This is a genomic window from Candidatus Zymogenaceae bacterium (assembly GCA_016931225.1).
Taxonomy (GTDB): Bacteria; Desulfobacterota; Zymogenia; order Zymogenales; family Zymogenaceae; genus JAFGFE01.
Map to the genome: position 1 here is coordinate 1 of JAFGFE010000037.1, position 14,286 is coordinate 14,286.

General features: G+C 53.3%; 10 protein-coding genes. 6 read left to right on the top strand and 4 right to left on the bottom strand.

From position 1 onward, the window contains the following. On the bottom strand, positions 1-2,634 hold a 2,634-nt coding region (locus tag JW885_14520), incomplete at its 3' end, for a PAS domain S-box protein (protein ID MBN1883378.1). A gap of 362 nt (positions 2,635-2,996) precedes the next feature. On the opposite strand from JW885_14520, the gene JW885_14525 reads away from it, so the two are divergent. Then, positions 2,997-3,881: a nitroreductase family protein gene (locus JW885_14525; GenBank protein ID MBN1883379.1), complete on the top strand. Its 885-nt coding sequence runs from the start codon at positions 2,997-2,999 to the stop codon at positions 3,879-3,881. Between the two features lie 15 nt (positions 3,882-3,896). Here the strand turns inward: JW885_14525 and JW885_14530 are convergent, their stop codons facing one another. From JW885_14530 to JW885_14540, 3 genes are all read right to left on the bottom strand, one after another. Then, entirely contained in the window at positions 3,897-4,334 is a 438-nt protein-coding gene (locus JW885_14530; protein ID MBN1883380.1) for a nuclear transport factor 2 family protein, read from the bottom strand. Positions 4,335-4,383: 49 nt separating this feature from the next. Further along, positions 4,384-5,811 carry a radical SAM protein gene (locus tag JW885_14535; protein MBN1883381.1) on the bottom strand — a complete coding sequence of 476 codons (1,428 nt, stop codon included), beginning with the start codon at positions 5,809-5,811 and terminating at the stop codon, positions 4,384-4,386. Positions 5,812-6,211: 400 nt separating this feature from the next. Beyond that, complete coding sequence (locus JW885_14540; GenBank protein ID MBN1883382.1) at positions 6,212-7,324, bottom strand: hypothetical protein; 1,113 nt, start codon at positions 7,322-7,324, stop codon at positions 6,212-6,214. A 278-nt stretch (positions 7,325-7,602) separates the two neighbouring features. On the opposite strand from JW885_14540, the gene JW885_14545 reads away from it, so the two are divergent. The 5 genes from JW885_14545 (at position 7,603) to JW885_14565 (ending at position 14,282) form a co-directional block, all read left to right on the top strand. Then, a complete protein-coding gene (locus JW885_14545) occupies positions 7,603-8,262 on the top strand; it encodes a hemolysin III family protein (protein MBN1883383.1) in 660 nt (219 codons plus the stop codon). Positions 8,263-8,638: 376 nt separating this feature from the next. Then, the gene (locus tag JW885_14550) at positions 8,639-8,899 is read left to right on the top strand and encodes an RNA-binding protein (GenBank protein ID MBN1883384.1); all 261 of its coding nucleotides are present in this window, start codon (positions 8,639-8,641) and stop codon (positions 8,897-8,899) included. 454 nt (positions 8,900-9,353) lie between these two features. Further along, positions 9,354-11,873 (top strand): HEAT repeat domain-containing protein, encoded by a 2,520-nt coding sequence (locus JW885_14555; protein ID MBN1883385.1) that lies wholly within the window; start codon positions 9,354-9,356, stop codon positions 11,871-11,873. Positions 11,874-12,058: 185 nt separating this feature from the next. Next, the gene (locus JW885_14560; GenBank protein ID MBN1883386.1) at positions 12,059-12,346 is read left to right on the top strand and encodes a HEAT repeat domain-containing protein; all 288 of its coding nucleotides are present in this window, start codon (positions 12,059-12,061) and stop codon (positions 12,344-12,346) included. A 49-nt stretch (positions 12,347-12,395) separates the two neighbouring features. After that, positions 12,396-14,282: a HEAT repeat domain-containing protein gene (locus JW885_14565; protein MBN1883387.1), complete on the top strand. Its 1,887-nt coding sequence runs from the start codon at positions 12,396-12,398 to the stop codon at positions 14,280-14,282. Positions 14,283-14,286 lie beyond the last annotated feature (4 nt).

Here is a 14,286-nt window from a genome sequence, read left to right on the forward strand (position 1 = left end):
AATCCCCTTGGCCTGGCCGTTTTCGCTGTATCCCGACGCGACGAGAATCTTCACATCGGCGTCTATCCCCTTGAGCTGTTCGATCACGATATCCCCTCCCATACCCGGCATGATGTAATCGAGCACCACCAGGTCGATGTCTCCTGCCCGCTCCCGGTATATTTCCACCCCCCGGAAGCCGTCCTCGGCGGTCAATACCACATATCCGTTCTCCTCTAGGAGATCCCCCCACATTTCCAGCACGTAGGGCTCGTCGTCTATCAGCAGGATCGTCTCTGTTCCCCGCACGGTCACGGGGACGATCTCCTCCGGGGCCTCCACCACCTGTTCCGTCGATATGGGCAGGTAGAGTCTGAAGGTCGTGCCGACGTGTTCTTCGCTGTAGACATTGATGAATCCCTCGTGGTTCTTGATAATGCCGTAAAGCGTCGCCAGCCCCATTCCGGTGCCGCCCTGATCACCCTTCGTGGTGAAAAAAGGCTCGAAAATCCGCTGTTTTACCTCGGGAGTCATGCCGCACCCTGTGTCCGAGACCGTCAGCACCACATATTCGCCGGTCCGGGCCTCGAGGTGGGATCGGGCGTAGTCCTCCTCGATGTGCCGGTTTTCGATCTCGATGATAAGCTCGCCCCCGTCGGGCATGGCGTCCCGGGCGTTGATGCAGAGATTCAACAGGCACTGCTCAAGCTGTCCCTGGTCCCCGATGACGGGCATGATGTTCTTTTGAATGTGGGTGGTGATGGAGATGCTTTTATCGAAGATGTTTTTTATCAGCGGCAGGGTGTTTTTCACGATGGCTTCGGGCTGTATTTTTCGGGCGGTGTGTTCGCCGGCCCTGGCGATATTCAAAAGCTGACGGGTCATTTCGGCGGCCCGGATGGTGCTCTCGAAAATCGTCTTGACGGCCTTGTAGTCCGAATCGTTTTCGTCCTTTTTTTTCATGAGGAATTCCGAGTACCCCATGATGCCCACGAGGATGTTGTTGAAGTTGTGGGCGATTCCCCCGGCGAGGTTTCCCAGGGCCTCCATCTTCTGGGCCTGGACGAGCTGCTGCTCAAGGCGCTTCTTCTCGGTGATGTCCTTGATGGTGCCCTGTATGCCGAGTATTTCACCCTCACTATCGAGACGGGGGGCTATCGTAATGAGGCCTTCGAGTTCGGAACCGTCCTTCTTTAAAAAAAGCATCTCCTTGTTTTTTATATACCCTTTTTGTTTCAACTCCTCAATGAGTTCCTCTCTCTGGTTCGGGTTCTTGTAGAACGTGTGGGAGTATGCCCCGATCATTTCTTTGACGGAATATCCGGATATTGCTTCGATGGCGGGATTTATATCGACAATTTCACCGCTGATGTTTGTCACGAAGATGACGTCCGCGGACGTTTCGAAGATATTCCTGATTCGCTCCTCGGATTCTCTCAGGGCGTTCTCCATCAGTTTCCTGACCGTAATATCCTTGAATGATCCCTGGAATCCGACGATTTCGTCCCCCTCTCTGATAACATTGACGTTCCCCTCGATTATCAACTCGTCTCCGAACTTGTTTTTGATGGAATAGATCTTGCTTTGTATCGGTAATCCCGTTCTATGCAATCGGTTGAAATGTAGCTTCACCCGCTGTGCCGTATCAGGGTCCATCAGGTCCGTATAACGCATCCTGACAAGTTCGGTTTTTGTGTACCCTGTGAGCTGATCCATGGCGGTATTGGCCGCGGTGATGTTTCCCTTCAGGTCAACCGTGAAGAATGGATCGATGGAGTTGTCGAAAAGATTTTTCCACCGCTCTTCCGATCGTTTTATGGCCTCCGTCGCCCGTTTTCGCTCGGTTACATCTCTAAAGATCTCAAGAGCGCCGTATGTTTCGCCGTCCGGCATGAGTATGGGGAATGAGAGGATCTCCCAGACTAATCCACGATACTCCGTCTCCCGCTTGATCGGAATTTTTTTTGTTATGGTGTGTATGGTCTCGCAGTTCGGACAGGGAGAGGAGCGTTTGGAAAAGAAGCGGTAGCATCGTTTCCCAACGCCGGTGCCGAATTGTTCAACACTGGCGTCGTTTTGGAAGACTATCTTGAAATTTTTATCTATGATATCCAACGGATCGAGTATGGAATTAATAATGCTGTCGTTGAGCTCCCTGAGATAACTGATTTCCTTTTGCGCTTTGAGTCGTTCGGAGACGTCTCTGACGATACCCGAGAATCCGATGGTTTCACCGGTCCTGTTTTTTCGCGGCGAGATCGAGAGTTCAAAGTTACGGATGTCCCCGTTTTTTTTCAAGAATGTGCCGGTGAGGGTCTTGATCGGTTTTCCCGTTCGATACACCGAATTGAATGCGGTGACAACACCTTTATGATGCTTCTTGGGAGAAAAGCGTCGGAAGTTTTCATTCAGGATCTCATCGGAGCGATACCCGATCATGTCTGTGAGGGGGATGTTGACATATGTCATATTGCCGGAGAGATCGGTTTCGTAGTATCCCTCCTGGATGTTTTTCAGGATATCCTTCAGCTTTGATTGTCCGTTTTCCAGAGTATCGTACGGACGGGTCAGTTCCTGGATGACGGCCTCAAGTTCACTGATTTTTTTCGTGAGTGATTCGATTTCTTTTGCATGGTCGATCTGTTTCTTTTTCATTTCATCCCTTCCGCGGTCGTGTGCATCGTAAAGAAAGAAACCGATAGGCTGCGTGAGTATTCGTTCGACACCTTTGATTGTAATTGATAAGGGGGTGAATATTCAATACTTTTATGAAATGAAATGCAATGGAGTGACAGCTCACGCTTGAAACCACCGTATTCCATCAAACAAACAGTATACGAAAGATTCGGGTAAAAGAAAAGAACGGTGTCGCGGTTGTAATGCGACGATTGCAGATCCGGGCGTTACGCGTGTGACGGATGTAAAAAAAGGATTGGACTTGTGTGTGGATGGTATGGTATTTCAGTACTGCCCGTCTGTTTTTATCGGGACTGCTGTTTCCGAATTGGGAGCGTGCCATGATTCGTATTGATGAAAAGGCGTGTACCGCCTGCGGTATATGCGGGGCCGTGTGTCCCCGACATATCCCCGAGGCCGCCTTTTTACATGGAGAGAAGGTTACCGTTGTCTCCGAGGAGCGTCGTCTTCTGTGCATGGAATGCGGCCATTGCGTCGCCGTCTGCCCAAGAGACGCCATTGAGGTACAGACCCTGAACGATGATGATTTCGCCCCGGTCAGGGATGTGGACATCGACGGGGAGGCCCTTTTTTTGTTGCTGAAGCAGCGTCGTTCCGTGCGCGTGTTCACGGACACGCCGATTCCCCGGGAAAAAATCGATGCGATCATCAATGCCGCCCGCGTTGCGCCCACAGGCACGGGAAAAAGCAGCACCGGGCTCATCGTGATAGACGATCCGGACGTTCTGGCGGAGCTTTCCGAGCATGCATATATGATGTACGAGAAGCTGGAACGGCTCCTGAGAAACCCGATCGCCCGGATGATCGTCAAGCGACGGGCGGGGAAAAAGGGGTTCAGGACGCTCAAGGATTTTGTCATGCCCGGCATGCACTGGTATATCCGCTGGTACCGGGAGGGGAAAGGCAACGAAATCCTGAGAGGCGCGCGCGTGCTGATGCTGTTTCACAGCCCCACCTATGAACCGGTGGGAGAGGCGAACTGCCTCATTGCGGCGCTTCATGCCGTGTTGATGGCCGAGGCGATGGGGATCGGCTCCTGTTTTAACGACATCATCCCGCCGGCGTGCAATCGGGTTCCCGAAATACGAAAGCTTCTCTCTCTTTCCGATGACCGGGAGGTTTCCGCCGGCGTCATCCTGGGGTATCCGAAATATAAATTCAGGAAGGCGCCTCCCCGAGAACTCTCGGAAGTGAGATATATATAAGTATATGATTCAGGATCAGACGGCATAGGTGTTGTCCATGTAAATCACTTTTTCCGCGAAACGCCAGCCCTTGTCGGTCCGAACGAGAGTATCTTCATATCGCCCCACGGTTTTAATGACCGTTCCGGCGCTCTTGCTGGCCGCCTCAACTTCCAGGTATGAAGAGGCCGACGCACAGTCGCCGTCGACATCGATGACGGGGCAGGTGATCCGGTGTCGCAAATAATTCGTTGAACTCCGGACACCCTGCTCGTAGTTCTCGAACCATTTCCGTATTACATCATGCCCCTCGTGACGTCCGTTTTCCTCCCAGGTAATGACCAGCGCGGCGTCAGGCTGAAAGAGCGATACGGTTGTTTCTATCTCGCCCTTGTCCACCGCGTGACTGCACCGATAGAGCACCTGTTCGATTTCAACGATATCCGAGTAGGCGAAAGTGTCCTTACCGCCCATCCTCTCTCTCCTCTCAGTTGAATGATTGATTTAGTCCAGTTTTCCGACGTTAATCTTCGTCGTTCCGGCCCATCATCTCCCACAGGGGCCCCCTGACGCCCTGCATCCTGAAATGGGAGCCGAGGCCGCTGTCGTACCGTTCGGGACGGAGGACGCCTTTAAAATCCTGCCCCGCCATGATCATTTGGCCCGGTACGATCCAGTTGGGACGGCCGACGGCGCGCTCACGGACGAACTCCACAACACTTTCAGCCACATCCCGGGCAATATAAAATATCGGCTCAAGGCCGATGGTTCTCGCCTCATCCATTCCCTCGGCCACCGCCAGCTTCTGAAGGCCGGTTCCCGGAAAGATCCTGATGCCCACCATGGCGTGGTGGGCAGTGGGAGACAGCTCGTCGATGAGGTCCGCCGTCTCCCGCATCGAGTCGTTTGTTTCCCCCGGCGATCCGAATATGATGTTCAGACACGTCATCATACCCATTGAATGGGCGGCTTTGACGGTCTCGACGATGTCCTTTCTGGTAAAACCCTTGTTGAGTTTTTTCAGCACGGTGTCCGACAGGCTGTCCGTCCCCAGGTCTAGGCCGGTGAGCCCCGCGTTCCTCAGGTCCTCCAGCAATCTTTCGCTGATGTGCGTCGGGGAGACGTATGCCGCAAGGCGAACGGTGAGCTTTCGCCGGATGATTTCCCGGGCGATCTCCCGGGCGTGTTCCGGGGGGGCGTTGAAGACGCTGTCGACGATGAAAAAGGTATCCACCCCCCACTCACCAAGGGAGTGCTCGATCTCGTCCACCACGAGTTTCGGGTCTCTCACCCTGATGGTTCTCCCCTCGACGATGGGGTAGGTGCAGTAGATGCAGCCTGCCGTGCACCCGCGCTTTGTCTGGACGCTGCCCATACCGCCCCACTTCAGGTAGGCGGCGTTGTCGCACAGGTCCCCCGCAGGGCGGCCCACGGCGTCGATGTTTTCGATGGGCCGGGGTGGATTCTGTATCCGGACGCGCCCGTTCTCCATCACCACAAGTCCCGGCACCCTCGACAGGTCGCCTCCTCCCGAAATAGCACGGAGCAGGAGCACTATCGCCTCCTCCCCCTCGCCGACGATGCCCATCCGCTCCCCCGTGGCGGCGAGTATCTCCCGGGGCATCATGGTGAAACCGGACCCGCCCAGGACAACCGGGCCGGAAAACACCGACCGAACGGCGCTGATCGCGTTTCTATTTTCGTCCATGAACGACACCGACAGGGGGTAGGAGACGTTGTCGATGTTGCGGATGGAGACCCCCACCACGTCCGGGCGAAAATCGGCGATTTTTTCCGTAATCGCGGCACGGGGATCGTCGGCAAAGAGCACATCCGTGATGTCCACATCGTGGCCGGCGTTTCTCAGCGCAGCGGCCACGTAGGCCGCTCCAAGGGGATAGACCGGGTCCGGCGTCACCTCACGGCTTGCCGATATCATGAGGGTTCTCATAGAATCTCCTGGTTGAATATATCCGGTGCATGTTTTCCTGCCGGCTGTTACCCTGTTTACGGCAACAAGGTGTTACTATATCAGAATCGGAGAGACGGTGTCCACATGAATACGGTATGTGTGTAAAGGGATGGAAAAAATGGGGCAATGAATGGCTTCCGGCGGCGACGGCACCTGGGACGGCAACTACGACGCCGGCGAGGCGCTGCCCCAGGCGGGCGTCGACGAAGACCAGCCGGTGTATACCAACTTCGGCGCGGGGGACACGCTGACGCCGTAGTGGTAGCAAGAGTGTAGACGTTCTAAAATAACTTGATACCAAATAAGGAGGGGGGTCGATCAGCCCCCTTTTTTTACGACGCTAAGTGACGCAGCGAACGCCTTCTTTGATTTCGTGGTTTTACTTCATCTCCCGGACCAGCTCCAGGAAGAACTGGAAGTTCTCCATGGAGACCTCCGGCGGGACATCGTGATCGAAGGCAGGGATGTAGCCCCCGCCGTTCTTGAGCATGAAGCCGACCTTGTCGTGGACCTCGCGCCTCATCTCGTCCTTCGTCCTGCCGTCGTAGAAGACCCGCTTATCGATGCCGCCGTTGATGATAAGCTCCGGGTATTTCCGCCGGACCTCCCGGATGTCCATTCCCGCCTGTACCTCGAAGGGCAGCATCATGTTCACCCCCGCCTCCAGAAACAGCGGGATCAACAGCCACACGTCGCCGTCGGTGTCCACGTTGAAGCACGTGATGTCCGTCTCCGCCTTCACGTACGCGATCAGCTCCGTGTAGTACGGGGTCATGAATTCACGGAAGGCCGCAGGCGAGATGAGGGGGCCATTGCGGTAGGCCATGTCCTCCCAGAAGAATATCCAGTCCACCGGCGAGCGATCGGCAATCTTCTTGATGAGGACCTTGTGCATATGAAGCCACTGCGCCCCGATGGCGTGGAGCAGCTTTGGGTCCCGACGGATGGCGATGGAGAGTCCCTTGAGCCCCATGAGGTTTCTCAGCGTGCCGAACACGCCGCAGACGACGATACAGGTGTAGTTGTCCGGTGTGTTCTCGGCAAGCTGGATCATGATGTCCAAGACGTTCGTGAACCGCTCCGGGGTTTCCGGGTCCAGCCGCCACTTGAGCTCCTCGAAGTCGGCGATGGTCTTGACCGGGTGATCCAGGTACTGGGGGATGGTGGAGCTGCCGTCGGAGAGGGTTTTGATGATCTTGCCGCCGGGGTCCCGGGAGATGACGAACTTCTCGGTCTGTTCGATGATCTCTTCTGTGAATGTGGGCATGAATCCGGGCTCGGCGATGGCCCCCGGCGCGATGGGAAGCCAGCACATGCTGTCGAACCCGAAGAAGGGCGGGGCCGTCATGATGCCGTCGATCACGGTGTCGGGGAGGCCCTCCGAGCGCCAGCGGGCGATTGTTTCCTCCCAGAATCCGCCGGTTTCTCGTCGGACAAGGCGGTCCGTCTTCTCGAATCGGCATGTTGCGTGGAAGCGTTCCCGAGCGTTCATGGCGTGCTCCTTGTTTCGGGTGGGCGGTGGAATGTCGGAGTAGTCGGAAAATACTGTAGCACACCAGTCGGAACAGTGACAAGACAAAACAATCCGTGTACCCCCGAAACCGGTGGATGTCGGCTGTGGATATGGTATTATATGAGGAGAAAAAGACGACACATAAAGGATTGCAAAAATGTACAATCGGGTATACAATCGCCCGATTGAAAGGACGTTTTCATTACACAGCGAAAGGTTCTCGCATGACGGATTCAGGGAAAGACGGAAAAAAAGCGATGCCCGAGTGGGCGACCCCGGACTGGCAGGAGCAGACCCCCGCCGAGGAGACCGCCAGCAGCATCGTCCACGGCATCGGGGCGGCCCTGAGCGTGGCGGGGTTGGTGCTTTTGGTGGTGTTTGCGGGGCTTCGTGGTGATCCGTGGCGGGTGGTAAGTTTTTCCATCTACGGCGCAACGCTGATTATCCTGTATGTCGTCTCGACCCTCTTTCACGGATTTAAAAGGCCACGGCTCAAGCGGCTTTTTCGCATCCTGGATCTTTCCGCGGTGTATCTGCTGATTGCCGGGACCTATACGCCGCTGACCCTCGTTTCGATGCGGGGGGGATGGGGGTGGACGCTCTTCGGTCTCACCTGGGGATTGGCGGCGGGGGGCGTGGTGTTTCGCTCCATCTTCCCCGAGCGCCACGAACTGGTCTCCTTCGGGATATATCTGGTGATGGGGTGGCTCATTCTCATCGCCATAAAACCCATTATACAGATGCTCCCTCCAGGCCTGATTCTCTGGCTGGTCATCGGCGGGGCATGCTACATGATCGGGCTGGTCTTTTACGCTCTCAGAAGGCTTCCCTTTCACCACACCATATGGCATGTGCTGGTGCTTGCAGGCAGCATTTCCCATTTTTTCGGGATTTTGTTCTTTCTGGCGACGAATTAGCGGCGGGGCCGCTCGTGTCCGTAACGAATGCGGATGTGATTTATGTTAAATTTGCACGAAAAATAATATCAGAATGTATGCTATTGTGCTTGACAAATACTTTGCTATTGACAATAATAGTCACATATTGGGACATCCGGTCCCGATGCGTAAAGAGAAGTGAATCAAATATGTTGCGGATCAGGTCTAAAGTACCTGAAAGAGAGTGCTGAGAAGAAGCGATACGATGACCTTCCTCGGAGGAATTCGGCGTTTCTTTTCGGCTTTTTTATTGTGTTCTCGTGTTTAATAATGTGTTTCGTATAAGGGATGTCTGGTTCCTTCTTTCGCCCCCGAAACGACCATTGTTAAATAGGAGAGAAAGAAGGAGCTGAAGATGCAAGGCAAGAAGCTTTTTGTCGGAAATCTGACCTACTCGGTAACCAGCGACGAGCTGGGAGAGCTGTTCGCCAACTACGGAGAGGTGGTCGAGGCCAAAGTGATCGAGGGGAAGGGATTCGGATTTGTGGAGATGTCCAGCCAGGAAGAGGCCGTTGCGGCCAAGGACGCCCTCCACGGCACTGAGTACGTGGGACGCACCCTGAACGTGGACGAAGCCCGTCCCCCCAGGAACCGGGGTCCCAGAAGAAGCTACTAAGAACAATCCAGACAAAAAAAGGCGGCGTGTTTTCTCATGGAAACATCGCCGCTTTTTTTTTCGAAATCGTGAACGCCCCATAGAAAGCGGGCGACACCCCCGTCTGAAAGACCGGGCGTCTTCGTCCCCGAACACGCCACCTTCCGGTCCCGCCCTCAACCGGCCGCCATTTTCACCCGTCATAGTATAAAGAAATTTCATTTTCGGTGATTTTGTTATTGCATATATGCGTATGTATATGATACGCAAATAAAGAAAGCGATAATAACAGAAGTTGCCGACATAGCGACGAATCTCAACGCGTGTATAGCTCTTACAGACGGTATTGTGAGGCTGAAAGGCTGTGTCGATTGAGGCGGAGAAATCCGTCGGCGTCCAGTCGTGATGCGTCGTATGTTTTTCACGTAAGTATTGTCGTGTCATAAGTGAGTCTTCTGTGCAGAGGTGTGTCGTGATGAGAAAAAGAATAATCGTTGTTTCCGTACCGGCTTTGATGGTGATACTTTTGCTCCTGTCTTCGTGTGACCATGTGTTCGTGAGCGAAGATCTCGAGCAGATGCTGCAAAGCGAAAAAGCAGATGAGAGAATAGAGGCGATCGATCTTCTGAAAGTTCCCGCGGAAAAAGGAAATGTGCGGGCGCTCGATCTGCTGATAGATGCCTTGAATGATGAAGATGCTCTGGTTCGAAAAAGCGCCGTAAAAGCGCTGGGAGAGGTCGGCGATCCACGGGCTGTGGAGCCGCTCATTGAGACGTTGAAGGATGAGGGTATATGTAATTATTTTTCGATAACACAGGCATTGATGGAAATTGGAGAGCCGGCCGTCATTCCGCTCATCAATACAATACGAAATGGTAATTTTATTGAGATACAATGCGCAATCACAGTGCTCAAAGAGATAGGTGAACCGGCGATAGATCCGCTTATTGAAATGTTACAAGATGAAGATGCCGCCAATCGAGCGATTGCCGCGACAGTGTTGGGGGAAGTAGGCAATCCCAGTGCGGTTGGGCCGCTGATAGATATGTTGGGGGATGATGATTATCGTGTTCGGGGAAGTGCCGCAACGGCATTGGGTACCATCAAAGATTATCGGGCCGTGAAACCGCTCATCGAGACGTTACATGATGAAGACGCCTCTGTTCGGAGAGAAGCAACGAAAGTGCTGGGAGAAATTGGTGATCCCCGGGCGATCAAGCCGCTCCTGGGGTTGATTGAGGATGAAGATCCCGTTGTTCGAAAATTCGCAGAAGAATCTCTGAAAAAAATAGGCGAACCGACGGTGGAAATACTCATAGAAACGTTAAAGGAAAAAGAAGACGCTTCCTTGGATGAATCATCAATGACTCCAAAAGAGAATATTGATCTCAAAAAAATCGAGTCTCTCATAGAAGATTTGGGGGACAACAAGGATATACATGCACGTGAAAAAGCGAAAAAAGCGTTGTCTGAGATCGGAGAGCCAGCGGTCACCCCACTTATCGAAGCGTTACATGATGAAAATTTACTGGTTCGAGGGTATGCGGCAGAGGTTCTTGGAAAGATCGGAGATTCCCGGGCGGTGGATCCGCTCATCGAGGCGTTGAATGATACAGATATTAAAGTTATCTATCATGCAATAATCGCCCTGGGGAAAATAGGAGATACTCGGGCGGTTCCACCGCTCATTAAAATATTGGAGGATGATGCTTCCCTCAATCAGGAATATGCGGCAAAGGCATTGGGAGATATCGGAGATCCCAGGGCGATGGATCCGCTCATTGAGGCACTGAAGAAAAAAAATTACTTTCTTTGTGAATATATCGCGTTCGCCCTGGTAAAGATTGACGATACCAGGGGATTTGAGGTGCTTCTTGCTGTACTAGAGGATGAAGATAATTCTTTAAGAAGAATTGTCGTGGATGTATTGGGAGGCATCGGTGACCCTCGGGCGGTGGAGCCGCTTCTTGAAGCGTTGAGGGATGAGGATATTGGTATTAGTCATGCAGCCAGGGACGCCCTGGTAGACATCGGCGAGCCAGCGATCGATCCGCTTATCGGAGCGCTGGAGGATAAAGACTCTTCTGTTCGAGGAGGAGCAGCCAAGGCGTTAACATATATGGGAGAGGCGGCTGTCCCGTCGCTCATAGAGGTGATGATGGATGAAGAGTACATGCCTCGTAAAAAGGTTATCGTGATATTGGGAGACATCGGTGATACCCGAGCCGTTGATCCGCTCGTCGAGGTGTTGGAAGACGAAGACTCGACGGTGAGAAGGTACGCGGTCACCGCCCTCGGTAAAATCGGGGATGCCCGGGCCGTTGATCCGCTCATCGAGATGTTGAGAGACGAAAACTCGACGGTGAGAAAGTCCACGGTTACTGCTCTCGGTGAAATCGGGGATACCCGGGCCGTAAAACCACTGGCCTATGCGATGAAGGATGAAGACGAAGACGTTCGAAAAGAAGCGTTGGGAGTGCTGGTGGGTATGGGCGAGCCGGCGGTAATGCCGCTCATCGAACTTTTGGATAACGGGGATTCCGAAGTCCAGGAAGACGTGGTGAAGGTGCTGGGAGAAATCGGTGACCCCCGGGCGGTGGAGCCGCTCATTGCGGTGCTTATACCCGAGAATTACCGACTTAATACCTTTCTGTACAGGACACTGAAACGCGTCAGCGGTTTGAGAATCTTCTCCTACGATTCGTTCGTAACGCGATGGGTGAGTGCATGTGAGGAGACAGATTCAAGGCTTCGAGAGAATGCGGCCGAGGCATTGAGGAAGATCGGAGACCCCCGGGCGGTAAAGCCCCTCTGTATGGTATTACGGGATGGAGTTCTCCAGGTCCGCAAAAGCGCCGTCATCGCTCTATGGGAGATTGGAGATCCAAGCGCAATAACATGCCTCAAACGGGCGAAAAAATGGAAAGAGAACGAGGGTGATCCGGTGATGGTGTTCACCATAGACGAAGCCCTGAAAAGATTTGAAGACAAGTAACATACACCTGGCGACGTGGTGTGATTTTCTTGGTGGTGAGGGGTTGGGGCGTGAAATAACAGGGAAAATGTGCGCAGCGGTGTCCCTGGTTGGTTTGTGCCTGGTGCGTTTTCATACAGTATATGCCGAGAAGGGTGGTCACCCATACATACGTTGAGATGATAGAAAAAAAGAACCCCTAGGCGGTGGAGCCGCTCATTCGCGCACTGAAGGATGAAAGACACGAGGTGCGGGAAAGGGCGGCGGAAGCCCTGGGGAAGCTCGGCGATCCCCGAGCCGTAGAGCCGTTGATCGAGTTGTTGGAGGACGAGAATCTCTTCGTGCGGTATTTCTCCGCGGTGGCCCTGGGGGAGATCGGGGATGCGAGGGTGATACGGTCCCTGAAGAAGGCGCGTAAGCGAAGAGAGAACAAAAAAAATCCATATGTTCTCAAAGGAATAGACGAAGCGCTGGAAGCGCTTGCAGGGACGTAATGTGCGCATCCTGACGTAGCATCGAGGTTTTTACATACGGGAGTAGATCATGGAGGACAGAAGAAGATACATACTATCGCTGGCGTTGATACTCGTCGTATCGCTCACATTTTCGTTGTTCTGCATCCACTATTATAGAAGCCAGGATGATACGGCAGAGGGCGAAAGTCCCCATGAAACAGCGATTGAGAGAGAAAGTCCTGATGAATCAACGGGAACGGACGATCAACTTATGTTTGAGATGGAGGATATCGATGCCGGGATGATATCGTCGCTCATCGAGGAATTGGATGATGAAGATATTGATGTTCAGAAGGGGGCCAGAGAAAAGCTGATTAAGATCGGCGAACCGGCGGTTCCCGCGCTCATCGACGTGCTGGATTCCGATAACATACGGGTAAGGATCAATGCGATGGAAGCATTGAGGGAGATCGGCGATCTGAGGGCCGTGGAGCCGATTATCGACCTGCTTCACGATGAAGACCAGTTTGTTCGTGAAAGCGCCGTGGAGGCGTTGATGGAAATCGATGAGGCCCGGACCCGGGGATTGCTTGTGAAAAGGATGGACGATCCGAATGGAGAAGTCAGGTATTATGCGCTGCTTGCGTTTATTGAGTTAGATGATCCCGGTGTTTTAGAGATGCTGAAAACCGCATTGTACGATGAAGATACACAAGTGAGGGATCTTGCGGTTGATGTGCTGGAGGAAATCGATGATGTGTCGGAAAAGAAGATCCTTGAGGAAAAGACGGAGTTGGATGAATCCGGTGAAGAAGAAACGAAAGATGAACACAGAGAACTCGATGACGAGAGAAAATACCTGCTTGTGAAAACACTATCGAGAGCCACGCCGTATGAGGAAAGGATGGAAGCCAAAGAGGATCTCGAAAAGCTCGGCGGGATTGACGCGGAATTACTCATCGAGGTGCTGAATCACCAGAATCGGTCTCTGAGAGAAACCATGGTAGAGAGACTGACGCAGATCGGAGAGCCGGCGGTGGAGCCGCTTATCGATGCGTTGAATGATGTCGATGATCACAGGAGGGCGGAAGCCGCGAAAGCTCTCGGGTTGATCGGTGATCCCCGAGCCGCAGATTCTCTTGCCGATGCGATGTACGATATGGATGCGGAGGTTCGTGAAAACGCGATAATCGCCCTGGGGAAAATCGGCGATCCCCGGGCGGTGAAACCGCTGGTTGTGATGCTAAACGATGCTAACTGGTTGACGGTACGGGAGCTTTTCGGCATATTGATACAAATGGGTGATCCAGCTCTCCCCGCTTTAATTGATTTATTGAAGCATGATGAGTCATATATAAGAGAATATGCCGCAAAATCCCTCGGAAAGACCGGTGATCCCCGGGCCGTTGAGCCGCTCCTTGAGGCGTTGGAGGACGAAAGCTTCCAGGTTCGAGAAAGTACCGCGGAAGCTCTGGGGAAGATGGGCGATCCCCGGGCGGTGGAGCCGCTTTTTGAAGCATTGGAGGATAGAAATTCTACGGTTCGAGAGAGCGCCGTTAAAGCTCTGGGTGAAATCGGCGATCCCCGGGTGGCGGTGCCCCTGATAGAACTTGTTGATGAGAAAGATGCGAGCATAAAAAGACATCTGTATGAGCTGGTGCGTAAAATAAATGGTTACGATATTGATAGGAGGTCAATCCTCCCTGAGAGATCGCTGAGAGAAAATACGCTTCGTGCACTGGATTATGAGTATGAGTATGTCCGGGTGGAGGCCATTCTTGTGCTGGGCAAGCTCGGTGATCCCCGGGCGTATGATTCACTTGTCGAGGCGTTGAACGACGAGAAAGAACTTATACGATACACCGCCATGACGGCGCTGGCGGAGTTCGGAGATCCGAGGGCCGTCGATCTGTTGAAGGACGCCAGGGACAAGATGATGAAGGAAAATCCCCCGAGTCCGTTCGATCTTCCATAGAAAA

Coding starts and splice junctions, on each gene's coding strand:
- JW885_14525 (MBN1883379.1), top strand. CDS start 2,997: ATGATTCGTATTGATGAAAAGGCGTGTACCGCCTGCGGTATATGCGGG.
- JW885_14530 (MBN1883380.1), bottom strand. CDS start 4,334: ATGGGCGGTAAGGACACTTTCGCCTACTCGGATATCGTTGAAATCGAA.
- JW885_14535 (MBN1883381.1), bottom strand. CDS start 5,811: ATGAGAACCCTCATGATATCGGCAAGCCGTGAGGTGACGCCGGACCCG.
- JW885_14540 (MBN1883382.1), bottom strand. CDS start 7,324: ATGAACGCTCGGGAACGCTTCCACGCAACATGCCGATTCGAGAAGACG.
- JW885_14545 (MBN1883383.1), top strand. CDS start 7,603: ATGCCCGAGTGGGCGACCCCGGACTGGCAGGAGCAGACCCCCGCCGAG.
- JW885_14550 (MBN1883384.1), top strand. CDS start 8,639: ATGCAAGGCAAGAAGCTTTTTGTCGGAAATCTGACCTACTCGGTAACC.
- JW885_14555 (MBN1883385.1), top strand. CDS start 9,354: ATGAGAAAAAGAATAATCGTTGTTTCCGTACCGGCTTTGATGGTGATA.
- JW885_14565 (MBN1883387.1), top strand. CDS start 12,396: ATGGAGGACAGAAGAAGATACATACTATCGCTGGCGTTGATACTCGTC.